16 protein-coding genes and 1 tRNA gene are annotated in these 25,885 nt (G+C 56.7%); 7 read left to right on the forward strand and 10 right to left on the reverse strand.

Going from position 1 to position 25,885, the window contains the following annotated elements; genetic code table 11:
- Positions 1–70: 70 nt before the first annotated feature.
- Positions 71–694 carry a DJ-1/PfpI family protein gene (locus tag GP473_RS02095; protein ID WP_186277051.1) on the forward strand — a complete coding sequence of 208 codons (624 nt, stop codon included), beginning with the start codon at positions 71–73 and terminating at the stop codon, positions 692–694.
- Between the two features lie 241 nt (positions 695–935).
- Positions 936–1,253: a hypothetical protein gene (locus GP473_RS02100; protein ID WP_222104961.1), complete on the forward strand. Its 318-nt coding sequence runs from the start codon at positions 936–938 to the stop codon at positions 1,251–1,253.
- Between the two features lie 313 nt (positions 1,254–1,566).
- On the opposite strand, the gene GP473_RS02105 is transcribed toward GP473_RS02100, so the two are convergent.
- The 6 genes from GP473_RS02105 to GP473_RS02130 all read right to left on the reverse strand — a co-directional run bounded on the left by GP473_RS02105 (position 1,567) and on the right by GP473_RS02130 (position 6,814).
- Positions 1,567–1,639: transfer RNA gene (locus GP473_RS02105), tRNA-Arg, on the reverse strand.
- Positions 1,640–1,889: 250 nt separating this feature from the next.
- Positions 1,890–3,509, reverse strand: a complete 1,620-nt coding sequence (locus GP473_RS02110) for a solute symporter family protein (protein ID WP_185769193.1) — start codon at positions 3,507–3,509, stop codon at positions 1,890–1,892.
- A 12-nt stretch (positions 3,510–3,521) separates the two neighbouring features.
- Positions 3,522–3,902 (reverse strand): DUF485 domain-containing protein, encoded by a 381-nt coding sequence (locus GP473_RS02115; protein ID WP_390625289.1) that lies wholly within the window; start codon positions 3,900–3,902, stop codon positions 3,522–3,524.
- Positions 3,903–4,347: 445 nt separating this feature from the next.
- A complete protein-coding gene (locus tag GP473_RS02120) occupies positions 4,348–4,989 on the reverse strand; it encodes a dihydrofolate reductase (RefSeq protein ID WP_185769194.1) in 642 nt (213 codons plus the stop codon).
- The gene (locus tag GP473_RS02125) at positions 4,990–5,838 is read right to left on the reverse strand and encodes a thymidylate synthase (protein ID WP_186277241.1); all 849 of its coding nucleotides are present in this window, start codon (positions 5,836–5,838) and stop codon (positions 4,990–4,992) included.
- A gap of 211 nt (positions 5,839–6,049) precedes the next feature.
- Positions 6,050–6,814: a 3'(2'),5'-bisphosphate nucleotidase CysQ gene (locus tag GP473_RS02130; RefSeq protein WP_185769195.1), complete on the reverse strand. Its 765-nt coding sequence runs from the start codon at positions 6,812–6,814 to the stop codon at positions 6,050–6,052.
- A gap of 34 nt (positions 6,815–6,848) precedes the next feature.
- Here GP473_RS02130 and GP473_RS09430 point away from each other — a divergent pair, with 34 nt between their 5' ends.
- Positions 6,849–12,491 carry an Lhr family ATP-dependent helicase gene (locus GP473_RS09430; protein ID WP_246394860.1) on the forward strand — a complete coding sequence of 1,881 codons (5,643 nt, stop codon included), beginning with the start codon at positions 6,849–6,851 and terminating at the stop codon, positions 12,489–12,491.
- A gap of 87 nt (positions 12,492–12,578) precedes the next feature.
- Positions 12,579–13,490: a DNA-formamidopyrimidine glycosylase family protein gene (locus GP473_RS02145; protein ID WP_186277052.1), complete on the forward strand. Its 912-nt coding sequence runs from the start codon at positions 12,579–12,581 to the stop codon at positions 13,488–13,490.
- 984 nt (positions 13,491–14,474) lie between these two features.
- On the opposite strand, the gene pgi is transcribed toward GP473_RS02145, so the two are convergent.
- Entirely contained in the window at positions 14,475–16,136 is a 1,662-nt protein-coding gene (gene pgi / locus GP473_RS02150) for a glucose-6-phosphate isomerase (protein ID WP_186277242.1), read from the reverse strand.
- Positions 16,137–16,394: 258 nt separating this feature from the next.
- Between pgi and GP473_RS02155 the strand changes: the two genes are divergently transcribed.
- Both GP473_RS02155 and GP473_RS02160 read left to right on the forward strand, forming a co-directional pair.
- The gene (locus tag GP473_RS02155) at positions 16,395–17,906 is read left to right on the forward strand and encodes an NAD-dependent succinate-semialdehyde dehydrogenase (protein WP_185769197.1); all 1,512 of its coding nucleotides are present in this window, start codon (positions 16,395–16,397) and stop codon (positions 17,904–17,906) included.
- Positions 17,907–18,323: 417 nt separating this feature from the next.
- Positions 18,324–18,896: an NADPH-dependent FMN reductase gene (locus tag GP473_RS02160; protein ID WP_185769198.1), complete on the forward strand. Its 573-nt coding sequence runs from the start codon at positions 18,324–18,326 to the stop codon at positions 18,894–18,896.
- Positions 18,897–18,910: 14 nt separating this feature from the next.
- Here the strand turns inward: GP473_RS02160 and hisN are convergent, their stop codons facing one another.
- Together hisN and GP473_RS02170 are read right to left on the reverse strand one after the other, a co-directional pair.
- On the reverse strand, positions 18,911–19,747 hold the full coding sequence (gene hisN, locus GP473_RS02165) for a histidinol-phosphatase (protein WP_186277053.1): 837 nt from the start codon (positions 19,745–19,747) through the stop codon (positions 18,911–18,913).
- A gap of 265 nt (positions 19,748–20,012) precedes the next feature.
- Entirely contained in the window at positions 20,013–20,840 is an 828-nt protein-coding gene (locus GP473_RS02170; protein ID WP_186277243.1) for an inositol monophosphatase family protein, read from the reverse strand.
- Between the two features lie 135 nt (positions 20,841–20,975).
- Between GP473_RS02170 and prfB the strand changes: the two genes are divergently transcribed.
- Positions 20,976–22,106: a peptide chain release factor 2 gene (gene prfB, locus GP473_RS02175; protein WP_185769200.1), complete on the forward strand. Its 1,131-nt coding sequence runs from the start codon at positions 20,976–20,978 to the stop codon at positions 22,104–22,106.
- Positions 22,107–22,290: 184 nt separating this feature from the next.
- Here the strand turns inward: prfB and GP473_RS02180 are convergent, their stop codons facing one another.
- A complete protein-coding gene (locus GP473_RS02180) occupies positions 22,291–25,779 on the reverse strand; it encodes a proline dehydrogenase family protein (protein ID WP_186277054.1) in 3,489 nt (1,162 codons plus the stop codon).
- Positions 25,780–25,885 lie beyond the last annotated feature (106 nt).

The raw sequence follows: 25,885 nt of genomic DNA on the forward strand, positions 1-25,885 counted from the left end.
CCCATAATTGGGGGATCGCGCTGACCCTTGAGATGTGTCAATAGTCAACCATGATGCCTACCATGTGGATATGGGAGAGTTACCACTCAAGCGGCGCGTTGCGATCATAATTTTTGAGGGATTCGAAGTTCTTGATGTATTCGGCCCCATAGAGCTCTTCAGTAAGATTCCGGACGTAAGAATTGATCTTGTGGCCGAGCGAGCTGGTTCTGTTCGGAGCGCCCAAGGCGTTGAGGTCATTGCAGAATTAGGGTGTCATGATCTTGAAGATCCTGACATTATTCTGGTTCCGGGCGGTATCGGTGTTAGGAAGCTGGTCGGAGACAGTTCGTTCCTGTCTTGGCTATCGGATATTGGAGAACAATGTCAGATAGTGGCATCGGTCTGCACTGGATCAGCAGTCTTGGCGGCGGCAGGTCTTCTAGAGGGGCGTCGAGCTACTAGTAATAAGCTCGCCTTTAAGTGGGTTTCCTCACTGGGAAACGATATTACCTGGGAGCATCAAGCCCGATGGGTAGAAGACGGTAACCGATGGTCATCAGCCGGTGTTGCAGCCGGCATGGATATGACCGCCGCGCTGATTCGGTGCATTTTTGGTCAGAAAGCTTACATGGAAGTATCCAAGTGTGTCGAGTATCAACCACAAATTGATAGCACCATCGATCCTTTCGCGAGGCTCTACAGTCCAGACTAGATAGGTCACCTTCGCTGGATCGGGAGGCGTACGCCGATGCTGTCGCGCAGCTTTAGGAGGGGGATCTGCCTGCACCGTCGTTTTTCGGGTGGAAGCAACAGCCGGCGGAGCCACCCGAGCATCTCAGCGAAATCTCGGATGCATTCGATTTCAATCCCCCCCAGTGTGCCCCGGAGGCGAACTGCATGCCAAGGTTGAGGATCTGATGCTGCATCGGGCCACGAAGTGGTCGGGAACGGAGATGGTACAGGCGGCATGGAATGCCAACGTTCGTATTGACATCACTGATGCGGACCGGGATAAGAACTATTTTGATGTCGATTCGTGGCTTGAACAGCGCGGTTTGGTGGAGTTTAAGCAGGGTGAGCGGATTGTTCGGATGACTCACAAGCATCTGCTGATCAACATGAAGGAAAAGTATGGGCTTTCTGACGAGGGGCGGTTTTACATGCAGACGGTTGCTACGACGATTGCCCGAGGGTTCGCGGGTGCCTCGTCGACACTGATGGCGGTTGGTGGCACGAAATACAGCACTCTGCGTGTCAAACTAACCTTCTGAGGCCGTGTCAACGACAATGCCTTGGATACTCTGGGAAGCCCAAGCGGCAAAGCTGCTTGCGACGGAAAAGCAAGGTGCTTAAAGTGCGCTTATCAGAAGAAAATCCTAGGCTAGAGCGCTACGGCGTCCAAAGAAGCGCCTCTGTAGGCTCCTCGTGCTAGGTTGGACAGTCGGTAAATGGCTGACTTCGAGATACGACCGAGAAGACCCGACTGGTCGGCTCGTCTCACAATAGGGATAGAAAGTGGGGGTACTGCACGAAAAACCCCGCACCACCAGGCAAAATGCCAGGTAGAGCGAGGAAACAAAAAAGCGCCCCAGAGAGGAATCGAACCTCCGACACCGGCTTTAGGAGAGCCGTGCTCTATCCACTGAGCTACTGGGGCAACAAGCGACTGAGCATGAAACACGTAAGCCCATGCGGTCGCACTCACAAGATACTACTAGGTAGTCACTCAGTGATTGAAACCGGTAAAGGGGATGTGTTGCTGCTGACGTTCTTGGTGCAAAAGAAAAGCAGGTTCGCTCCGGCATCGGAGCGAACCTGCTGAACGCTATCACTGGAATGCGATCCTCCCGAGGGAATTCGCATGTCGTGTGAATAGGGGCGTTGATCCCGTTGAGCTAGTGCTTGGTTTAGTGGTCGACGGGAGCTTCAACACCGACACCGGTGAGGGAGCGAACCTCCATTTCGGCCTGTAGCTCGTTGAGGTTGTCTGGCTTACCGATGAAGGTACCGATGATGCCAGCGAGGAAGCCCAGTGGGATGGAAACCAGACCTGGGTTTGTCATTGGGAACCAGGCGAAGTCTGCTCCCGGGATCATCGCAGTCTCGGAGCCGGATACTGCAGGTGAGAAGAAGATCAGAACCAGTGCGGAAACCAGGCCCACGGTGAGCGAAGCAACGGCGCCGGTGGTGTTGAACTTCTTCCAGTACAGGGAGAACAAGATGGTAGGAACGTTTGCCGACGCAGCGATACAGAAGGCCAGAGATACTAGGAATGCAACGTTTTGTTCCATTGCCAGCACGCCCAGGACGATCGCTACAACGCCGATGGCAACCACAGTCATGCGCGATACACGAACCTGTTCTTCCTCAGTGGATTCACCGTTGCGAATCACGGAGTGGTAGAGGTCGTGAGCTACGGAAGCGGAAGCGGTAATTGTCAGACCAGCCACCACGGCAAGAACGGTAGCGAATGCCACGGCGGAAATCAGAGCCATGAAGATGGGACCTGCTAGCTCCAGGGCGAGCAGAGGCGCAGCTGAGTTCGCACCGCCTGGGGATGCCTTGATGCGGTCAGGGCCGACCCAAGCAGCCGCAGCGTAGCCAAGGAACAGGGTGAGCAGGTAGAAGCCGCCGATCAGGACGATAGCCCAAGTCACGGACTTGCGTGCTTCCTTTGCAGTAGGAACGGTGTAGAAGCGCATCAGCACGTGAGGCAAACCAGCCACGCCGAGAGCGAGGGAGAGACCAAGGGCGATGAAGTCTAGACGGGATACTGCGTTCTTGCCGTACTTCATCCCTGGTTCCAGGATGGCGGTATTGCCACCGTGGGAGTTCACGGCCTGCTGCAACAGTTCGGAGAAGTTACCCTTCACGGTGATGAAGATGATGATGGTCATGATGATCACGCCACCGCAGAGGAGTACTGCCTTGATCATCTGCACGATGGTGGTGCCCTTCATGCCGCCGATGAGGACGTAAGCGATCATCACGATACCCACGATAACCACGACGATTGCCTGGCCGAACTTTCCATGAATATCGAGGAGTACGGATACGAGCGCTCCAGCGCCAGCCATCTGGGCAATCAGATAGAACAGGGAAACACCGAGGGTGGAGAAAGCTGCAGCGACGCGCACGGGGCGTTGCCGCAGACGGAACGACAACACGTCGGCCATGGTGAATTTACCCGTGTTGCGCAGAGGCTCGGCTACCAGCAGCAGAGCTAGAAGCCATGCGACGAAGAAGCCGATGGAGTAGAGGAATCCGTCGTAGCCGGTGAGGGCGATCGCGCCCACAATACCTAGGAAGGATGCGGCGGAGAGGTAGTCGCCGGCGATAGCGAGACCATTTTGCGTACCGGAGAATTGTGCACCGCCGGTGTAGAAATCACCTGCGGACTTCTGTGGTTTCTTCGCCGCTTTGGTCACGATTGTCATCGTCACAATGATGAATGCGATGAATACCGTGATGTTGAGAATCGGATTGCCTGCGGAAGGAGCTTCAGCAGCCAGGACATTGAGGTTCATGACTCGTACTCCTTATGCCTGTGCGTTGGGGTTGTGGGAAGCAGCGTGCGGGGAGCCTTCGAGAGACTCGCGGATCGCGCGGGCGCGCGGCTCCAAGTTCTTGTTGGAGTAGTTCACGTATAGCCAGGTGATGAGGAACGTGGTGACGAACTGGGCGAATCCGAAGAGAATGCCGATGTTCACGTTGCCGAACACCGCATGTCCGAAGAAATCTGGAGTGTACATCGCGGTGAGGATGTAAATAACGAACCACACAATACCGGCGACGGTGAGTGGGAAGGTGAATCCGCGCTGCTTAGAGCGGAGTTCCTGGAATTCGGCGGATTGCTGTGCTGCTACGAATTCTTGAGGAGTGGGGGTATGCCGCTGCATAGACGGTGACGGCTGGCTCAACGGTCTCTCCCTTTCTGTAAAACGTCTCGGGTGCGAAGCTGTGCTCGCATCCAGTGATAATTGTCACAGATCTACTGTGATTGCGACTTAACCTACAGCGATGAAGTTCGCTACACAAAAGAAAATGTATGAACACTAACTCTCGCGGGGTGAGTGGAGGTGTCTATTGCGGTAAGCGACCTGCATCTATGCAAAAAATGCAGCAGGAACATAGGGGGTATTGCGATGTGTTTCTCGCGGATTTTTGAGGGTGCATTAACTGTATGAAAGCTTATGTGAATATGTGCGTTGCTTGAGGTGAGGCCGATGATTGCAAGGGTGACTATCTGCGCTGTGGCAGGATGAGTTGCCTTTAGCAGGCTAAACCCCAGGGTTTGTCTGGTTACGCCACAAAAAATGAACATCACTGTCTAGGCGACAGTGATGTTCATTAAGTTAATGAATATTAACTAGACTGAGGCTTTCTTGTCCACACGCATATGCGATAGCGCAGGGGAGCTGCATCGTCCACCGCGTGACCCTTGCGGGAGGTCATCCATTCCGTCGCGGTGAAGTCGAACTGATCCTGTGGAATTTCGGGAGCGACCACGCGGAACCTCTCTGGCGCGGTCATCTCAATCTCAGTTACCACGATGCGATCCGCTACCGGCAGGCACTGCTGATAAACAGTGCCTCCACCCAATATCCATACGGTGTTGCTGAGCGCTTCCGATCGGTTCTCATCCATCCACCGGGCCGCAGCTGCAATCGCCTCAGGCAGGTTGGTGTGCACGTGACCTCCGGGTGCGTCATAGTCTGCGTCGGAGGTCACCACAAAATTTTCACGCTTTGGCAAAGGCTGGTAGGGCTCTTCCAGAGCCTCCCACGACGTACGTCCCATCACCACCGGGTAGCCTTCCGTGGATTTCTTGAAATGTGCGAGATCCTCGGGGAGATACCACGGCATGTCGGTGCCATCACCAATTACCCGGTCCGTGGTTTGAGCCCAAATCATGGCAACTTCCACATCGTGGCCGATCAGCTGGCGCAAAGTGGCGTGGTAAAGATCCGGGTAATCCGCGCGTGAGCTGTTATTGCTCGTGCCCATTTAAACCGATACCTTTCCCTTGATTACTGGATGTGGGTCGTAGCCTGTGAAGTTGATGTCGTCAAAGCCGTAGCTGAACATATCCGCAGCTTTTGTGAGCTCAAGTTGGGGGTAAGGCCGCGGTTGGCGGGATAGCTGTAGCTTCACCTGGTCAATGTGATTGTCATAGATGTGGCAGTCGCCACCAGTCCAAATGAATTCGCCGACATCTAGACCTGCTTGCTGGGCAAACATGTGCGTCAACAAGGAATAGCTGGCGATGTTGAAAGGGACGCCCAAGAACATATCCGCGGAACGCTGATAAAGCTGGCAGCTTAGCTTGCCGTCAGCGACGTAGAGCTGAAAGAGCAGATGGCACGGAGGTAAAGCCATCTTGGATAGTTCGCTGACGTTCCAGGCGGAGACGATGTTGCGTCGAGAATCTGGATTATTCTTCAGCATGTCCAAAGCCAGGGCGATTTGGTCGATATGTTGGCCATCAGGAGTGGGCCAGCTGCGCCACTGAGCGCCATAGACGGGGCCCAAGTCACCATTGTCATCCGCCCACTCATTCCAAATGCGGATGCCGTTATCCTGCAGCCACGTTACGTTAGAATCGCCCCTCAGGAACCACAGAAGCTCACCGACGACAGACTTAATATGCACGGATTTAGTGGTGATTAGGGGGAAAGAATCAGATAGGTCGTAACGGATTTGACGGGCAAAAAGGCTGGTGGTGCCGGTTCCCGTGCGGTCATCCTTGTGCATGCCGGTTGCTAGAATTTCGCGAAGAAGGTCTTCGTATGGGGTGGGTATAGAACCAGGGGTGCTCGCTGAACTATGGGAGAACGCAGAACCAGGAGCGGCCACTGGGCTACGGGTGGGCGCAGGGTGAGGGGTGGTCGCAGCCCCTTGGCTGCTCTGTTGCTGACTGTTCTTTTTACACGGCGCCACCAGTTCCGCCTCCTTGGGCTCGTTCCATGATTATGTCCACGCCTAGCCTAGGTGACAGGGGGTGGCAAGAAAATTCGGGTAGGTCGGGCGACTACTTTTATGCGTGGGGTTGCCTTCTATGCACGGGTCATTCCCCGAAACTGCCGTGTTCTTGCTTATACTTGGCGGCCGCAGCGAGCAGGGGTTCTGCAATATCAGGCCGGCATATCAGCAAGTCAGGAAGGTATGGTGACTTGTTGTTGTACGTTGGGCGTGAACCATCCAGGCGGGTGGTATGCAAGCCGGACGCCTGAGCCACACCAACTGGTGCTGCGTTATCCCACTCATATTGGCCGCCAGCATGAACATACGCATCATTGTCGCCGAGAATCACGGAGACCGTCTTGGCTCCACAAGAACCCATGGTCACGAGTTCCATACCCAGTTCGTGAGCAAGAAATTCCCCAATATCTGGAGGAGAGTTACGGCTGACAACTAGACGGTTCGTCTTTGGGCCGTCAACAGCTCGTACTTCATTGGTGTGGAACACCTTCCCAAGGTCCGGCATGCCGACAGCGGACTGGGTGATGGTGCCATTTTCTGCCAAAGCGATGTGCACTGCCCAATCCTGGCGGCCGGAAGCAAACTCGCGGGTGCCGTCCAGCGGGTCAATGATCCACACCCGGTCTTTGTTCAGACGCTCCGGGGTGTCTGCAGCTTCTTCAGAGAGCATGCCGTCATCCGGGCGGTGCAAATGTAAGCATCGTTCGATCCAATCTTGAGCGAGCGTGTCACCTGCGTCGCCTAGGGTAGTGCCGCGCAGTAAGCCCACGTTGCGTACGCCTTTGAGGATTTCGCCGGTGCCTTGTGCCAGGCGCAGAGCGAGCGTTGCATCATTGAGATCAGCCGTCATGGTTTCAACTTTAGCTGTCTGTTTAGATAGACACATGCCCACTGATCCGCTGAGCAACTTTCATGCCCCCGTATCGGCGTGGTTTCGGGATGTTTTCGTTGAGCCAACGGCGGTGCAATTGCAAGCGTGGGCGGCGATCTCCTCCGGAAAAAACACGCTGGTGGTGGCGCCTACTGGTTCCGGTAAGACACTCGCCGCATTCCTGTGGTCTTTGTCGGAGCTGACCAGTCGCCCCTTGTTGACAGACACTCCTTGCCAATTCCCACAGACAGATTCGGGGAAAACCACTCAGGTGGCGGCAACGGGCAACACGAAAGTGGTCTATGTGTCGCCTTTGAAGGCACTAGGTGTGGATGTGGATCGCAACTTGGCCGCACCACTGGCTGGGATTGCCCGCACAGCATCGGTGATGGGAGAGACTGTCGCTCCCGTCCGCGTTGGGGTGCGCAGTGGCGATACGCCGGCTAGCGAGCGCGCGAAGTTGGTGCGGAATCCACCTGAGATTCTTATAACGACGCCAGAATCCCTCTATCTCATGCTGACATCGAAAGCAGCAGGCACGCTGTCCGGGGTTGAGACAGTCATCGTGGATGAAGTGCATGTGGTCGCTGGGACTAAACGCGGTACTCATTTGGCGTTGAGTTTGGAACGCCTAGAAATGCTCACGAGCAGACCAGTGCAACGCATTGGCCTGTCTGCAACGGTGAACCCTATCGACACCGTTGCTAGTTTCCTTGGGGGAGACCGTCCCGTGGAGATCGTTAACCCCGCTATCACCAAATCGTGGGATGTACAGGTGCGTTCTGTGGTCAAGGACTTTCAGGATCCACCTGCGCGGGAGGATATCGACGCAGCATGTTACGAAGACACCGCAGCGGTTAATGAGGAGGGGTTCGCGCCGAGAGATGAGGACGAAACGGGGCTGATGGATAAGGGATCAGCGCCGAGCGAAGACGGGGAATCGGCGCCAATAGATGAAGCGCTTCTCGGACCCACCCTCATGGGAGAAGGCGTAGGTGGGAATACGGATAATGGATCGGGGGCACGGGTGGCGTCGGGGGTTGATAAGGAGTCCGCGCTACCGCAACAAAAAAGTGTGTGGCCCCACATCCAACGTGCAGTGTACGAACAGGTGATGGCGAACCGATCCACCCTGGTATTCGTCAATTCTCGACGCACCGCTGAACGCCTCACCGGTGCCCTCAACGAAGAATGGGCGCGGGAGCACGACCCAGAATCTCTGGCGACTCCTACACGCCGTGACCCCGCTCAGCTTATGGCTCAGTCAGCCCAGGTCACGGGAGCAGAGCCCGTAATTGCGCGCGCACACCACGGCTCGGTGTCAAAAGACGAGCGCGCGGACATTGAGGATGCGCTGAAAACCGGGCGACTCAAAGCTGTGGTCGCCACAAGTTCATTGGAACTAGGCATCGATATGGGGCTCGTTGATCACGTCATACAAGTGGGCGCTCCGCCGAGCGTGTCGGCCGCTGTCCAGCGGTGCGGTCGCGCCGGGCATACTGTAGGGGCGGTCAGCCATGCCACCGTGTATCCACTACATAAACGCGATGCGGAAGTGGCCACGGTGGTGGTGGACCGCATGCTCAAAGGCGAACTGGAACCACTCAATGTGGTCACTAATGCGCTGGACGTGCTGGCACAGCAGACAGTTGCCGCGGCAGTGCAGGCGGAGATCACCGCTGGGCTCGGCCTGGGGTGTGGTTCTGATGTCCGTGAGAACCCTGCCGGCGATGATGCCGTTGGCGGTGATAGTGGTGATAGTAATGTGCACGGTGAGGCAGCCGTCGGCGGTGATAATGATATGCACGCTGGGGCAGCCGTCGGCGGTGACTCCCACGCAGGTTCTACTCAGGGGAGCCTGAACGTAGAGCAGTGGTGGCGTAGCGTGCGCCGAGCATACCCCTATAATGCCCTCCCGCGTGATGCCTATGATGGTGTGATTGAGCTGATCAGCGGACATTATCCCTCAACAGATTTCGCTGACCTGAAACCCCGTGTGGTGTACGACCCGTTGAGGGGCACCCTCAGCGCTCGTCCAGGGGCGCAACGCACGGCCGTGACGAATGGCGGCACAATCCCGGATCGCGGAATGTTCGGCGTATTCCTCGCGGCTGGTTCTGAAACCGGTGCCCGCCGTGTGGGTGAGCTGGATGAGGAGATGGTGTATGAATCCCGTGTGGGTGATGTGTTCACACTCGGTGCCTCTAGCTGGCGCATCGTGGAGATCACGCGCGATCAGGTGATCGTGTCTCCGGCGGCAGGTCACACAGGGCGCTTGCCATTTTGGACTGGCGATGCGGAAGGGCGCCCCATTGAGCTGGGACGAGCCATAGGGAAGTCACGCCGAGCGTGGGGCGATGGGGGTTTGCTCGATCTACGCAGGGCTCCTTTCATCTGCGAGAACACCCGCAGCAATATGGATTCTTTTTACTCAGAGCAGAAAGAGTCTGCCGGGGTGCTCCCGGATGAAAAAACCATCCTCATTGAACGTTTTCGTGATGATATTGGCGATTGGAGGGTGGTTGTTCATACACCGTTTGGTCGTGGCGTGAACGCTCCGTGGGCGATGGCCTTATCGGCTCAGTTACAGCGTGCTACCGGCATTGATGCGATGGCGGTAGCGGGAGATGATGGCATGGTATTGCGTCTTCCTTACTCCGACGAACCGCCCGGTTTGAGTTTGTTGCTGGGAAATGAGGATGCCGATGCGCCACGCAGCGATGGGGTAGTTTTTGAAACACGCATGCCGACTGGTCGTGCAACGGAATCAGTTGTAGGTATGCAGACTGAGCGTGGAACCGAGTTTGCTATCGATGCAGCCGGCAATCACGAGGATCACATCATCGCTGATGTGATGCATAATGTGGGCAGTTCCGCACTGTTCGCCGGCCGTTTCCGCGAATGTGCGGCACGTTCTTTGCTGCTTCCCCGACGCCACCCCGGCAAAAGACAACCTCTCTGGCAACAGCGCCAAAGAGCCGCGCAACTATTGGATGTTGCGCGAAATCATCCCGAGTTCCCTGTGATGGTAGAGACCATGCGTGAGTGTCTTCACGACGTCTACAACTTGGATGCATTAGCGCGGATTGTTCGTGGCCTGCATATACGCAATGGTGTTGAGTCACACCGCGTAGCCGAAGTGACTACCGAAACGCCCAGTGCATTTGCCGAGTCTCTTCTGTTCTCTTACACCGGTGCATTCATGTATGAGGGCGATTCCGCCGAGCGCGCAGCTGCCCTAGCTGTGGATCCAGCACTGTTGGCGAAAGTACTAGGAAAATCCGGTGAGGGATTGCTCCTCGATCCGAAAATTGTCCGCCAGGTTGAGGACGCTGCGCAATGGATTGCGGATGGCCGACGAGCAGTCACAACTGAGCAGGTTGTAGACATGCTTCGACAACTCGGACCTCTGACGGAGGAACAGATCCTCGAGCGGCGGGAAATGTCCAAGCTGGGGAAGGACAGCGACCAACGAGAAACACCCGAGCAAAAGAAGGACGCTGAGTGGCAGGAAATGCCCGGGGCGGAGAAGGGGGGCGTCGGAATTGAAGGGGACAGCAACCCATTGTCAGCCATGGTTTCACCTGCAGGGGCTCCGCTGGGGGGAGTTAGTAATGCGAATGAGCAGGATCCACTCAGCGACGTGCGTACCTTGATCCCGCAGCGGGTGGTGACCGTGAAATTTGGTGGGGCGACAAAATTTGCGGTCGTGGAAGACGTGCCATTGTTACGCGATGCGTTGGGAGTTCCGGTTCCTCCTGGCGCGGCGGCGGATCCGAAGCCCGTGCAGGATGCGCTGGATCAACTGTTGTTGCGGTGGATGCGGCATCGTGGTCCTGTTACGGCCGCAGACGCGGCAAAGGAATTTGGCCTGGGCGTGGCGACTGCCGATGGCTTGTTACGCCGATGGGTGGAACAACGGCGACTGGATTCTGGCACTTTCGTTGCGGGGGCTGTGAGCGCTGATGGTGAGGCTACCAGTGGTGAGTCTGTCGATAGTGGGACTAGCGGTGGTCGTGAGAGTACTGGCAGTGGGGCTGCCGGTAATGGGGCTAGTGGTCGTGACCAGGTTACGCAGTATATCGATGTGGGAATGCTGCGTCGCTTGCGTTCGGCCACGCTTGCAGCCGCCCGTGGAACCCTGGAACCCGTGAGCAAACGCACCTACGCACGCTTCTTGCAGGCATGGCATGGCATTGGGGATTCTGAACGCGAAGACCTGGTCAACGTCATTGAGCAGCTTGCTGGCATCCCGTTGCCGGCCAGCGCATGGGAAACGCTTGTACTTCCGGCGCGTATTCCTGATTACCGTCCAAGTGATCTCGACGAGTTACTCAGTAGTGGCGAAATCATAGCTGTAGGCGCAGGAACGGCCAGCAGTAGTGATCCGCTCCTGATGTTGCTGCCCAGTGACGTTGCTCCTGCGCTGCAGGATATCGCTTCCAGTGCTCCTGCGCTGGGCAACAGTCCTGAAAAGTTTACGGAGCTGGATACTACTTCCGCTGCTCCTGCGCTGGGCATAGTTGCTACGCAGATTGTTCAGCATCTTAGTGGCGGGGGCGCATTCCTTGCCGCCGAGTTGGCACGAGCTATCGACGCTGATCACCGTGAAATAGACACGGCTCTGTGGGAACTCTTCGACGCAGGTCTCATCACCCCCGACTCTTTTGCACCTTTGCGTCGCCGCTTAGTCGACGCAGGTACTACCGGTAAACAAGCCCACCGTGCGCCTCGGCGGGGACGAGGACGGGGAAGCACCCGCACGCTGCGCCTGGGAAGAAATAGTTTCGCCCACGCTGCGCGCAGTGAGGAGGCGCGGGCCCGCAGAGCCGCATTAAACGCACATGCCTCAGTACCGGGTCGGTGGGCCGCCATCCCCACTATCAGTGTTGACGAGGCTGATCGCGCGGTGGCTCGGAGTGAAGCATGGCTGGATCGCTATGGTGTGGTCACGCGCGGATCCATCGTGGCGGAGAAGACTAGCGGAGGTTTCGCGGAAGCTTACCGCACGCTGAGCGCGTGGGAGGACTCTGGGGTGGTGATGCGTGGCTATGTCGTGGAGGGGCTAGGCGGTGCACAGTTCGCGCCGCGTGGTGTGATCAACCAGCTCCGACGCATGGAAGATGGGCAAGAGGGATCCTCCGCGACGCACTCCAGTAGTGGGCTTTCTTCAACGGTGACCGGTAGGAAAGGGCCTGCTGCGCCTGCTGGCGGAGGGTTACCTGCCTCGATAGGGGGGAACCGTGACACCATTCTTCTGGCGGCTGTTGATCCGGCAAACCCCTACGGCTCCGCGTTGCCGTGGCCAGCGAGTGTGGAGGGCGCCACGGCACCACATCGTGGTGCTGGTGCCCTCGTGATAGTGCGTGACGGAGAGTTGTTAGCTCATCTCACCCGCGGTGCCCACAGTATTACCGTGTTTCCAACTGACGGCGAAGTAAACTTCGACGATTCTGATGGCCATACGAGGACAACGGTAGTGGCGTCGGGGCGAATCGGCGAAGTGACCGAGGCATTAAGTGCGGCGGTCAGAGCAGGGCGACTTGCGCCAGTGGTGCTCGAGAAGATCAACGGGCAGTCAGTGATGGAGACAGATACCAGGCCATGGAGCATAGCTGGAGCCAGACTCACGCCCAAGGGGTTGAGTATCAAATGAGGACGCAGCGTGTAGCCCACCAGTTTGGTCAGCACGGGGTTAGGTTGAGTGCGGACGAGTATGGCGTCGAGGCGAAGGCGGTGCGTCATGCCAGAAGGTGATTCAGTACTGCAATTGTCTAATAGGTTGCAGTGGATGACCGGGAGAACTGTGACCTACACGGATGTGCGTGTCCCAAGGTTTGCCACGATTAGATTCGATGGGCAGCAAGTAGAGCGCGTTTGGCCATATGGAAAACACCTATTTATGCACATCGGTGATCAGGTCGTGCATACACACCTGAAAATGGAAGGCGTGTGGTCAATCCATGCCAGGGGGAGTAGATGGCGTCGTCCGGGATATACAGCGCGGATCGTATTGAGACTCACCCCTCAATATGACGGCGGCCCGGAAATTGAGGTCGTAGGGCACTCGTTGGGATTCGTGCGTGTATTCCAGCACACGGACTACGCGCGAGTGATTCAACACTTAGGGCCCGATATCCTGGCAGCTGACTGGGATGAACTAGGAGTTGCCGGAGGTTCCGCATGTGGAGCCGATGGACAAATGGGGAGAGGACGATGGGAAGGAAGTGGCCGAGAGGAAGCTATACGTAGGATTATGCGCAGGCCAGAGCGCTCACTGGGGGCGGCGCTGCTGGATCAGAAAAATGTAGCGGGCATTGGCAACGAGTACCGGGCAGAGATTATGTTCCTTCTGGGGCTTCATCCAGCAGTCGGCGTGGGAACTGTAGGGTCTGCAGGGGTGGAAAAAGCCGTAGATCTATCTCGGCGGTTGATGTGGGCAAATCGGCTAGAACCACACCGCACCTTCACTGGGGATAAACGCCCAGGAATGGGCAATTTTGTGTTTGGACGCGCAGGGAAAGCCTGTCGACGCTGTGGTGAAACAATAGAACAGTCTTCATTGGGAGGACGTTTCGCCGGTGGCGACCCTGATCTTGATGCAGGTGAACTCGAACGCATTATTTGGTGGTGCCCGAACTGCCAAGAAATGTGATGGCTCGTATTCATGAGCTCTCTAAGGGGATCGCTTCTCTACGCTGGGGTTCTCAGGAGGATTGCTCTTCTACCCTCGGGGTCCAAGGGGGATCGCTTCTCTACGCTTGGGTTTTGTTGTGGGGGTTGGGATTTGTTTCGTGGGGCGGGGCTTTGTGTGGGGGAGGACTGGCATATGTGCGGGGCGATAGTTTTCTGAAAATTCTTTAAACCCTCTTTTAGAGGAATGTGCCATTTTGGTGGTGTGCGGGGGTCTGGAAGCTTGAGGTGAGGGCCTATCTGGATCCCTGTGTCGCACTTCATTTGGATTAATGCAACAAATGTCGACATGAACCCATTGTCGGGGATTTCCATGTGTGAATGACCAGGGATTTTGCTAGGCGAGGGAAAGTTCGTGTCGACAATTGTGACGCGAGCATGGAATAGGGTCGAGAGTCTGGAAACAAGCAGGTATAGGGAAATGAAGAGGTGCGAGAAGAATGCCGGGTCCAGCGATCATAGTGATTGCTGTGGTTGATGAGGAGCAGGGGGCCGGCGAGGTGGAAGGGTTAGTGAGGAGCAAGGGACTGGCGAGGTGGAAGATTCTGGTGAGTCAGAGGATTCTAGAGAGTGAGCAGGGGCTGGTGTTCGACATGCTGCGATGTGCTGGGAAAGCGGTGTCTGGGATGCTGTCGGTCTCACTTACTTTCGGGAGATACTCGCCAAATGACGTGTCCTCCACGCGGTGAAAACCCACAGATCATCGCCAGCAATACCGAACCTTGGCTTGGGATACGTTGATGCCTGGTTGCGCGCAATACCGAACCTTGGCTTGGGATACGTTGATGCCTGGTTGCGCGCAATACCGAACCTTGGCTTGAGATACGTTGATGCCTGGTTGCCTGGGACTTCGAAAACTCCGGCTCATGCCTGGCTGTGCCATCTTAAGAGACAGCACCACCAGCGCGTCGCGGTAGCGCTTAACGAGCCAGAAACACCGCAGAGCCTATTCGCGCAGGTCGCGGTAGTATTCGATGAGAGAGTCGGTGGAGGAATCGCCGGCGTCGGAACGTTCTTCGCCCTTCACAGCAGGCAGCAAGTCGTTAGCCTGCTTCTTCCCTAGCTCAACGCCCCATTGGTCGAAGCTGTTAATGCCCCAGATGACGCCCTGGACGAAAGTGATGTGCTCGTAGAGAGCGATGAGTGCGCCCAGAACCCGTGGGCGCAGTTTCTCCGCCATGATCGTGGTGGAAGGGCGATTTCCTGGCATGACTTTGTGCGGGATCAGTTCTTCCTCCACGCCTTCTTCCCGCAATTCATCAGCGGTTTTGCCGAATGCGAGCACGCGGGTCTGGGCGAAGAAATTGCTCATGAGCATGTCATGCATGCTGGTTTCGCCGTCGGCACCGATGTTGTCATCGTGGCTGTTCACGAAACCGATGAAGTCTGCTGGGACCACGCGGGTGCCCTGGTGCATCAGCTGGAAGAAGGCGTGCTGACCGTTGGTGCCGGGTTCTCCCCAGTATATTTCTCCGGTGGGAAGGTCGACGGGGGAGCCGTCCAGGCGCACTGACTTGCCATTGGATTCCATGGTTAGCTGCTGCAGGTAAGCGGGGAAGCGAGCCATATCTTGGTTATAAGGCAGGACCGCGTGGGTTTCGTAACCCAGGAGGTCTGTGTACCAGACACCCAGCATGCCCATGAGGACGGGCACGTTCATTTCCAGTGGTTCGGTGCGGAAGTGGTCGTCGACGGCGTAGAAGCCCTCGAGGAATTCCATGAAGTCCGCCGGTCCAATTGCGGCCATCAGTGAGAGTCCGATAGCTGAGTCGACGGAGTAGCGTCCGCCGACCCAGTCCCAGAAGCCGAACATGTTCTTCGGATCGATCCCGAATTCGCGCACTTTCTCTTCGTTGGTGGAAACAGCGACAAAGTGTTTTTCGGTGATCGCGCGGATTTCTTCTTCCGTCTCTGCTGGGACTCCGGCGTGTGTGAGTTCGCTGAGCAGCCAGCGTTTTGCGGCGTGGGCGTTAGATAGTGTCTCTGAGGTGGTAAATGTTTTCGATGCGACGACGAATAGGGTGGATTCGGCGTCGAGGCCATTGAGAGTGCCTGCGAGATCGTTGGGATCGATGTTAGCGATGAAGTGCGGGGTGATGCCTGCGGTTTGATAAGGGCGGAGAGCTTGTGCTGCCATTGCTGGGCCGAGGTCTGATCCACCAATGCCGATATTCACAACGTGTTTGATTGTGTGGTTGGTGACACCGCGCCAGGCGCCGGACCGAAGTGCGCGGGCGAGGTCGCGTAGGCGACCCAGGACGGCGTGTACGTCTGCGGCGACATCTTGGTCTTCCAGGGCGAAGTCGCGTTCTACTGGCATGCGTAGCGCTGTGTGAAGTACTGCGCGTTTTTCGGTGGTGTTGATTTTTTCTCCGTTGAACATCGCTGAGCGGTATTCTTCGAGCCCCATGTCGCGCGCTACATCCACGAGTGTGTGGAGCGTGCGTTCGTCAATGAGGTTCTTTGAAAGGTCGACGTGCAGAGGTCCTAGTTCGAATGTCATGTCGCCTGCGCGGCCGGGTTGTTCGGCGAAGAGTTGACGCAGGGAGGTCTGTGTCATCTTGTGGGCTTGTTTTTCCAGCTCGGACCAGTCGCGAGCGTTCGTCACAGAGTTGGTGTTGACGGGGATGTTCACGGTGAGGTGGCCTCCTTTGGACACATGTTGGCAGCGCACTTTTGGTTTGTTTTCTGTTTCCCACGCTACTTGAGTATGCGGGTATGTGTCGGCCGGGATGTTTTGGCAGTGTGCTTTATTGTGTTGTGGTCTAGGAAACGTCTAGGTCAGGTCGGGGGTTGTTGGTTGTCGTGGGGAGGCCGTGGATGGAAGTTTCTGCACGCGTTGGGGTTGTGGTGGCACAGTAGGGGAATGAAGCATTGTGATGTTTATGCCATTGTTCGTGCCGGGGAGCGCGAAATCCGTGTCCCTACGGGTTTATTCCTGGGTGGGGAATTTGTTGCTGGTTCCTCTGGGGAGTCCTTTTCTGTCATCGACGCCAGTACCTCCCTTCCTATTGTTGATGTCGCTAGTGCGTCGGAGGATGATGCTCGCCGTGCGTTGGATACGGCAGTTTCTGTTCAGGAAGAGTGGGCAGAGAGCAGTCCAAAGGAGCGTTCTGAGGTGCTCTGGCGGGCGTTTGAGCTCGTCATGGAGCATGTTGACGAGCTGTCTGCGCTACAGTCACTGGAGTTGGGGCGGGCTTTGCCGGATTCTAGGTCTGAGGTGGCGTATGGGGCGGAGTACTTTCGGTGGTTCTCTCAGCAGGCGATGGCTGTGAGGGGAGACTATCGGGTTCCGCCGTCGGGTGTGGGGCGTGTGGTCACTCATCATCGCCCTATGGGGCCGGTGCTGGCGATCACGCCGTGGAATTTCCCGTTGGCGATGATCGCTCGTAAGGTTGCGCCGGCTATTGCCGCGGGCTGCACGGTGATTGTGAAACCTGCGCAGATGACGCCGCTTACCGCCTTATACTTAGGCGAGTTGTTGCAAAAGGCTGGTGTGCCCGATGGGGTAGTGCAGGTTGTGCCGACGGGATCTGCGAAGAATGTGTCGGTGCTGTTGGGGGATGATCGCCTGCGCAAACTCACGTTCACTGGTTCTACTGAAGTGGGGCAAATGTTGGCTGCAACAGCGATGGAAAAAACTATTCGTACGAGTTTGGAGCTCGGCGGGAATGCGCCATTTGTAGTACTTGAGCATGCTGATGTGGATAAAGCGGTGACCGAGGCGGTGACTGCGAAGATGCGTGGCGCTGGTCAGGTGTGTGTGGCGGGAAACCGGTATGTGGTGCATGAGAGCGTGGTTGAGGAGTTCACCACGGGGGTGGTGAAGAAGATGAGTGAGTTTGTCATGGGGCCTGGCGTGCAAGAGGGGGTGACCATGGGAGCTTTGGTTAGTGCGAATGAGCGTGACAAGGTCAAGGGGCTGGTTGAGCGGGCTGTGGATGATGGAGCAGTGGTGGAGCTTGGTGGTCCGGATGCGTTGGCAAGGTTGGGTGAGACTCATCCTGAACTGGATCCGCGGGGTTTTTGGTATCCGCCAACTGTTCTCAGTCGCGTAACGCCTGAGTTTGAGATCGCGAGGACAGAGATTTTCGGTCCTGTTGTTGCTATTCAGACGTTCACTGATGAGGAGGAGGCTTTGCGCATTGCTAATGACACTCCATTTGGTTTAGCGGCGTATGTGTGTGGAGAGAAGTTAGCTGAGACGCTGAGATTTGCGGAGAAGATGGAGGCCGGCATGGTTGCGGTTAATCGTGGTGCGTTATCAGACGCAACAGCCCCTTTCGGTGGTGTGAAGCAATCCGGTATTGGCCGCGAGGGCGGCTTTGAGGGGATCGATGAGTATCTTGAGACGGTGTACATCGCTTTGCCTGGATAGTTGTTTGCTGTGGTGCATGTATTGCCATTTGTTGCGACGTGTGGATTCGCGCGGGTGCCGCGCGACCGTTAAGAAGAGGAGCATTGTCTGTGGTCGCAGGTTGTGCTGCCAGACTGGTCGCGTGGAGGAGTGGGGTTGATGAACCGCTTGGCGAATGGTGTCTGCTTGACACAAGTAGGTGATGTGTCACTAAAATGCGTTGGGTGGTGTTCCTCGGCGCGTGGGCGTCGATATAAGAGCAACACAGACCACATGGGCTCTACGCCTCAAAGACGGCAACCGTTCGCAGCAGAGATGATGTGAGAAGTCCCAAGGGGTAGCAACTGTTCGCAGCATGGCTGTCCTGAACAAGAGTCAGGTGTGGCATCGACAAGAAACGACAAGAGACAAAAAGAGACGGCAAGAAAGAAGAAAACTATGAAGATTGTTGCAATTGTAGGATCAACCAGGCAGAACGCTGTGGGGCCGCAGATTGGTCAGTGGGTTAAAGAACAGGCACCGGCGATTACCGACAACATCGTGGGCGTGGAGAATGTGGAGCTTGATGTTGTGGAGCTCGGTGAGTTTCAGCTGCCACTATTCGACGGGCCGGTTCCATCGATGGCATTGGGAAAGAAGTACGAGGACGAGCGCGTTACCAAGTGGTCGAAAGTGATCGACGCCGCCGATGCCTTCCTATTCATCACCCCTGAATACAACCACTCCGTGCCTGCCCCGTTCAAGAACGCAGTGGATAGCTTGGGTGCCGAGTGGTCCGGTAAAGCCGTGGGCTTTGTGGGGTACAGCTTCACCGGAGGTGTGCGTGTTGTGGAGCACTGGCGAAGCATCCTGTCGAACTTCCAGATGGCGGATGTGCGCAATACCGTGGACATCAACCTAGCCACCGCTCTCGACGGTGAAGGCTCCTTCATTGCGGGTGATGAGTATGTTGACGCTCTGCGCACCGTGATTACCGATGTGGCAGTTCTTGCCCATCAGTTGGCCAAGTAGCTGGCAGATTAACTCTAACGGGGCGTGAGATGGCTCAGCACTTGGTCATGTAACAGACCGTTGGTGGCGATAGCGGAACCGCCGTGGGGTCCATCGGAACCTTTCAAGTCGGTGAAGCGACCGCCAGCTTCTTCCACAATGGGGACAAGCGCGGCAAGATCCCACAGATTGACCTCCGGTTCGGCGGCAACATCGACCGCTCCCTCAGCGACGAGCATGTAAGACCAAAAGTCACCATAGCCACGCAGGCGCCAGGCCTCGTCCGTGAGGGCAATAAGGTTCTCGCGCAAACCGCATGCGGCCCAGCCCGACAGTGAGCTAATAGCGACGGAACTGTCACTGATTTTTGCAACCTTTGAGACGGTGAGCTTACGCGGGGCGGCGGAGGGGACTTGCTCAACGTTAGGCACTGCTGGAGTGGCGAAACTCCTCCATGCGCCCATCTCTTTCGCAGCCCACCAGCGTCGCGATAGTGCAGGTGCGCTGACTACGCCAACGACCGGCTTGCCGTCTTCCAGCAAACTGATCAGTGTTGCCCACACGGGCACATCACGCACGAAGTTTTTAGTGCCGTCGATCGGGTCGATGACCCATTGGCGGCCTGTGAGTGCCACGTCCCCGCCGAATTCTTCGCCGAGTAGTGCGTCTTCAGGGCGGTGTGCTTCCAAAATGGCGCGAATTTCACGCTCAACTGCGGTGTCTGCATCGCTCACTGGTGTGAGATCTGGCTTGGATTCAACTTCGAGATCGGAAGCTTCGAAGCGAGACATCGTGATGGCATCTGCTGCGTCTGCCAAAGTTAAGGCCAGTGATAGGTCGTCTGCGAAAGCATTGGAAGTCACATCCGTCATAAAGACGATACTAGCGCCACTTTGGTCACATCTGTAACGCTGTGGGGATATTGTGTCGAGGGGGATGCAGATAGGCGTAATAATGCAGATAGCTCGACGCAGACGATGCACAAACGCCATCATTCCGATCCGCCAATGCCGCCCCTGAACGCGCCGCAGCCCAACCCGCCGACGCGCCACATTCATCACGCCGCAGGTCGACCCACCGGCGTGGCACATCCACCGACGTAGAACCCTAATGAGGCTACAGTGATCCCATTGGCGATCAGTAGCCGCGTTGCAAAGATTCGCAGATAGCTTCAACGGCCGTCTCGGATCCAGCAATGGACCATGTGGATCCTGCAGCATCCATAGTGATAGCGACTCCACCTGCCCCTTCAACCAAAGCGCGGCCTGGCAACCAATCCCATGCGGCTACGGAACGTTGCATCCATGCGCCGTGTTGGCCGGTAGCCACACCTGCCATGTCAACAGATGCACTCCCCAGCATGCGAACGGTGGCAAAGCGACTGACCACTCCCGCCCAGGCATGACCCAAGTCGTGTTGGTGGAAATCGGTGGGGTGGAGATAAGTAGCGAGGCAGGTTTTTTCCGGCGCGTTAGCTTCAATGGTTCCCACGGACTTACCGTCTAGAGACGTGGGAATGTCAGGCCCGCCGAACCACGTGTACCCCATTGCTGGCCGGTGCAGAGCCCCGAAGATAATCTCCGCTGGGTCGTTGGGAGAGCCCTTCACCAGAGCTAGCGCGCTGCACCAGTAGTCCGATCCCGTGGAGAAATTGTAGGTGCCATCCACTGGGTCGATTACCCAGGTTCGGCCTGATTGGGACGGGCGTTGGGTACCTTCTTCACCAAGCACGCCGTCTTCAGGCCGGATTGTGGCCAGTGCGTCTGCAATGAATTTTTCCGCAGCGCGATCGGCAGCGGTCACCACATCGGAGATATTTGTTTTGGACTTCTGCTCTGTGGTGAGGCCGGATTCCCGCATACGCCAGGCAAGGCGGCCCGCGTTGTAGACCAAAGCTTGGGCGAGGTGCTCATCAGTGTCATCCACGTGAGCAACGATGAACGTTTTGATGATGGCGTTCATCATTTCGTTGGGAATGGTGCTGTTGTTCGCAGTCGCCGCATCGGAGCCGGAAGACTGTGCAGCAGCAGAAGAAGGAGAAACAGAAGAATCAGAAGCCATAGGTTCTATTGTGCACCGTGGAAGGTAGACTTGCGCATTATGCAACCGGAAGTCACAGCGGATCTCAAGGAACTTCAAGGCACCCTCACCACCATTGAAAAGGTGCTCGACCTCGATGAACTTTCTTCTCGAGTAAGAGAGTTGGAGGCTCAGGCTGCTGACCCCTCTTTGTGGGATGATCCAGACCATGCCCAGACAGTGACCAGTGAGCTTTCTCGTGTGCAGGCTCAGTTGAAGAAATTGCGTGATTTACGGCAGCGGTTGGAGGATCTGCCGGTGATGTACGAGATGGCAGAAGAAGAAGCCGCAGATTCTCCTGAGGAGGCCAAGGCTGCTGCAGGCATGGCAGATGATGAGCGGACTGCGTTGCGGAAGGAGATCGAATCTTTAGAGGTCACCACCATGCTTTCTGGTGAATATGACCAGCGCGAGGCGGTTCTGAATATCCGGTCCGCCGCTGGTGGCGTGGATGCAGCGGATTTTGCTGAGATGCTTTTGCGCATGTACACCCGTTGGGCAGAGAAATCCGGCTACAAGGTGGATGTTTATGACATTTCCTACGCTGAGGAAGCTGGAATTAAGTCAGCGACTGTGGTGATTCATGGGGAGTATTTGTACGGCACCTTGTCTGTGGAGCAGGGAACGCACCGGTTGGTTCGCATCTCACCGTTTGATAACCAGGGGCGACGTCAGACCTCCTTCGCAGAGGTAGAGGTGTTGCCTGTGGTGGAGCAGACTGACCACATTGAGATTGACGAGAACGAAGTCCGTGTGGACACTTATCGCTCGTCAGGGCCTGGTGGTCAGTCGGTCAACACCACGGATTCTGCTATTCGCTTGACGCACTTGCCGACGGGCATCGTAGTGACGTGCCAGAATGAGAAGTCTCAGCTGCAGAACAAAGCATCCGCTATGCGTGTGCTGCAGGCAAAGCTCCTGGAGCGTAAGCGCCAGGAAGAACGTGCTGAAATGGACGCGCTTAAGGGAGACGGCTCAAATTCATGGGGTAACCAAATGCGTTCTTATGTGTTGCACCCGTATCAGATGGTGAAGGACCTACGCACGAATTACGAAGTAAATGATCCATCTAAGGTGCTCGATGGTGACTTGGATGGCTTTCTCGAAGCCGGCATTCGTTGGCGTATGGCGCAGCAACAATCTGCAGAGTAGATCCGGGACCCATCAGAGGCTATCTGGGAGGGAGTACTCCTACCGGCTAGGGTCAGGAACCGCCGCTGCCGGGTTCCAGCACTGCCGGGTTTCAGCAAGGGACTGCCCGGACGGGAGCGTCTCTACAGGCTAGGGTCACGGACGGCCACCGCCGGGTTCTCCTAAGGGACTGCCCTGGGGGTGCCTACGGCGTCAAGCCGTGGATGTAGCCAAAACGGTGTTCGGTGGTGGAAATTGCCTGTTCCAGCAGCATTGGAAGTAGTTCGCGGTGCCCGTCTGCGAGGACATCTTGATCCAGAATAGTGCTGCCAGAGATCACTGCAGCCTCATAGAGCTCGTCGGGTGCACTGCCTATGCTGCGTATCCGGGCTGAAGCTGCAGTAGACACCTCTTCGGCGAAGTCCGCGTCTGAGATTATGCGCATTGCGGTCCCTAGTTCTCCCAAAGATTCGGCCACATCGTGTGCAGCAGTGATGTCTAATTCCGTACCACAGGCTGCTGCGGCTAATCTCAGGCGCAGGACGCTGCGCGGCGTGGCGTCGTAATGAACACGGACCCGGAGCGGCTCGAGCAATGGCCGATATCGGAAAACATTCGACTCCACAACCAGAGCGGTCTTATCGTGTTCGATCCCGAACTCGGTGGACATGGCGTGAGCATCGGACTCTGCGGCGCGGCGTAGCCACGTATGGTCAGCCTTGGATAAAGCGGGAGAACTCACACCGCGGATCTCCCGGAGTAGCTGAGTGATGTGGGTCGGCAGAGTACTGGACAGCAGCTCGTTGATGTCACCTTCAGTCCAGCGTCCCTGCTGGGCGACGTAGTTTGGCCCACCGGCTTTCGCGCCATTGCCTATGGCAGAGTTTTTCCAACCGCCGAAAGACTGACGTTGTACGATAGCCCCGGTGATGCCACGCTCAATGTAGGCATTACCCACTTCGACGCGTTCACGCCAGAATGCAGACTCTTCTACGTCGATGGTGTGGATGCCGCCAGTGAGGCCGTAGCCGGTGGAGTTTTGCCATTCGATGGCTTGCTCCAAGGAATCGGCGTGCATGATACCTGCTACGGGGCCGAAACACTCATGGGTGTGGAACCAGCTTCCTGGTTGAACATTGTCGCGTAAACCGGGTGACCACAGGGTCCCTTCCTCATTGAGTTTTTCCGGTTTCACCAGCCACGTTTCTCCCTTGTCCAGCTGGGTCAGTCCGCGGAGAAGCTTCTCGCCGGGTTGTTCAATGATTCCGTTCATCCACGTGGAGATATCCGTACCCGGTCCCACCTTGATGGACTTCACGGCATCGACGAGTTGGCCGATGAAGCGTTGAGATTTGCCGATGGAGCCCACCGTAATGATGAGGGATGCGGCAGAACACTTCTGACCAGCATGGCCGTAGGCAGATTTGAAAATATCTGCGACAGCGAGGTCCGGGTCGGCCGCTGGGGTGACGATGATGGCGTTTTTGCCGGAGGTCTCCGCGTTGATCACCATCTTCGGTCTCCAACCCCGGAATAGTTTGGCGGTGTCGGAGGCGCCGGTGAGGATCACTGATTCCACCTCGGGGTGGCTGACGAGTCGCTGTCCCGCGTCGGCCTCGTCCGCGTTGAGCAACTGCACAAGGTCTTCGCTCACACCGGCTTCGCGCATGCATTGGATGAGGACTTCGGCAATGCGCAGCACTTGTGGCGCGGGTTTCAGAATGACTGCTCCGCCTGCGGCCAGTGCGGCAAGACAACCACCGATAGGAATGGCGATAGGGAAGTTCCACGGTGGGGTGACAACCACGGTTTTGTACGGCGTGAATACGCTTCCACGTACGTGGTCTAGCTGGCGTGCGCTTTCTGCGTAGTAGCGTGCAAAGTCGATGGCTTCAGATACTTCGGGGTCAGTTTCCGCGATGGTTTTACCGGCCTCGAACACGGCGGCGGCGATCAGTTTGGAGCGATTGTTTGCCAGGGCATCGGCTACGCGGTCGAGGAGTTCGGCTCGCTCAGTGCCAGACTTGTGCGACCATGTTTCGCCCGCTGCCGCGCAGCGCTCCACGGCCGTATCGATTGTGGCGGTGTCGGTGATGAGTGGGCTGTGCGCAGGGCCAGGATCGGATTCCGGGGAAAGAATCTTCTGTGCCCAGGCACGGTTAGCAGGAAGTACCGGGTCGGTATCTGGTTCGTTGACGAAGTTGCCGGGGATGGAATCGCTCTGGCACCCCGCCTTGCTGGCTTCTTCTTCTAATCTGTTTTGGGTGCGACGTCGTCCCGCGAACGTTGTCCAGCGGTCCCGGACGGAATGGCGGAACCGTTGTTCTTGGGACTGCATGGGGGTGAGCCCGGGGGAGTCCGATTCCGTGGAGGCTTCGGAGAATAGTGCGTAGAGGAAGTTCTGTTGTGCCCCGTTTTCTTCGAGTCGGCGTACGAGGTAGCTGACTGCGACGTCAAAGTTTTCTTTCTTCACGACGGGCGTGTAGAGGATCAGGTTGCCAACTACATCACGTACGGCTGCGGCCTGTGCAGGTGCCATTCCCTGGAGCATCTCGATGTCCAACTGCTGTTCGACTCCGCGAAGGACGGACAACTCGTGTGCCAAGCCAACGTGATACAGATTGTGGCTGGCTACACCCACCCTGAGGTTGTCTGCGTGTTCGGGACGGAGGATCCAATCCAGGAGACGCACGTAGTTGGCGTCTACCTCAGCCTTGGTTAGATAGGGAGCTTGGGGCCAATCGTGTATCTCGGAATCGACGCGTTCCATGGACAGATTTGCACCTTTGACCAGGCGTACCTTGATGCGTGCGCCTCCGCGGCCGCGGCGTTCAGCAGCAAAGTGTGCGAGACGCTGTAGGGCATCAAACGTGTCTGGTAGGTAGGCCTGGAGAACGATTCCGGCTTCAAGCTCAAGGAACTCCTCTTCACTGAGTAGCTCGGTGAAGAGCTTGAGAGTGAGCTCCAGATCCTTGTACTCCTCCATGTCCATGTTGATGAAAGGATGTGGGGAGCGTGACATGGCTTGTCGGTAGAGAGGGCGTAGGCGGTCTTTGAGGCGCTGAGTGGAACCCTCGAGATCCCAGTGATTGAGTTGGCTGCAGACAGAGGATGCCTTGACGGAGACGTAGTCCACTCGTGGGTTCTTAAGTAGATTGATGATGTCATCCAGGCGTCGTTGAGCTTCCGCCTCTCCCAGGACTGCTTCGCCGAGGAGGTTGAGGTTCAGGCGGAAGCCCTCTTCTTTTGCCTTGTCTAGCATGTCGTCGAGGGCTTGGCTGCCTGCGTCGAGAACAAGGTGCCCTACGGTACGGCGCAAATAGGAGCGGGCAATGGGCATGACCACGGATGGCAGAAGAGGGGCGGCGATGGAACCGGCGGTGAGGAGGAAGGTGTCCAGAAGACTCATGAAGCTCGGGGTGCCCACTTTTTTATGGAATGGGTTGGCGATTTTCGCAAATTCCCGGGCAGCCACCGTATTGTCTTCTGGTCGAGCGACGCGGTCAACGAAGGCAAAGGTGAATTCCACACCGTTCGGGTCGTGAACCATAGTGGCTAATTGCTTCGTGGACTTCGACGTCTCTGTGACCTCGAGCCATTTCTCGGCTCTACGGATCGCTGCGTCCACTGATGCTTCGACATCGTGACGAAGTGGATCGTTGTCTAGGGCTTGGCTTGCGGTTGTGCGTGTCATGTTGTGTACACCGTCCTTCTCTGGGGGTTGTGGTGAGAGAATGAGCCGCGCTTGGTGAGGGATTGTGGTGAGAATCAACCTTCCGAGTACATAGTCCAGTGGGGTG

This window comes from Corynebacterium anserum, assembly GCF_014262665.1.
Lineage (GTDB): Bacteria > Actinomycetota > Actinomycetes > Mycobacteriales > Mycobacteriaceae > Corynebacterium > Corynebacterium anserum.

Coding starts and splice junctions, on each gene's coding strand:
- GP473_RS02095 (WP_186277051.1), top strand. CDS start 71: ATGGGAGAGTTACCACTCAAGCGGCGCGTTGCGATCATAATTTTTGAG.
- GP473_RS02100 (WP_222104961.1), top strand. CDS start 936: ATGGTACAGGCGGCATGGAATGCCAACGTTCGTATTGACATCACTGAT.
- GP473_RS02110 (WP_185769193.1), bottom strand. CDS start 3,509: ATGAACCTCAATGTCCTGGCTGCTGAAGCTCCTTCCGCAGGCAATCCG.
- GP473_RS02120 (WP_185769194.1), bottom strand. CDS start 4,989: ATGGGCACGAGCAATAACAGCTCACGCGCGGATTACCCGGATCTTTAC.
- GP473_RS02130 (WP_185769195.1), bottom strand. CDS start 6,814: ATGACGGCTGATCTCAATGATGCAACGCTCGCTCTGCGCCTGGCACAA.
- GP473_RS09430 (WP_246394860.1), top strand. CDS start 6,849: ATGCCCACTGATCCGCTGAGCAACTTTCATGCCCCCGTATCGGCGTGG.
- GP473_RS02145 (WP_186277052.1), top strand. CDS start 12,579: ATGCCAGAAGGTGATTCAGTACTGCAATTGTCTAATAGGTTGCAGTGG.
- GP473_RS02155 (WP_185769197.1), top strand. CDS start 16,395: ATGAAGCATTGTGATGTTTATGCCATTGTTCGTGCCGGGGAGCGCGAA.
- GP473_RS02160 (WP_185769198.1), top strand. CDS start 18,324: ATGAAGATTGTTGCAATTGTAGGATCAACCAGGCAGAACGCTGTGGGG.
- hisN (WP_186277053.1), bottom strand. CDS start 19,747: ATGACGGATGTGACTTCCAATGCTTTCGCAGACGACCTATCACTGGCC.
- GP473_RS02170 (WP_186277243.1), bottom strand. CDS start 20,840: ATGATGAACGCCATCATCAAAACGTTCATCGTTGCTCACGTGGATGAC.
- prfB (WP_185769200.1), top strand. CDS start 20,976: ATGCAACCGGAAGTCACAGCGGATCTCAAGGAACTTCAAGGCACCCTC.
- GP473_RS02180 (WP_186277054.1), bottom strand. CDS start 25,779: ATGACACGCACAACCGCAAGCCAAGCCCTAGACAACGATCCACTTCGT.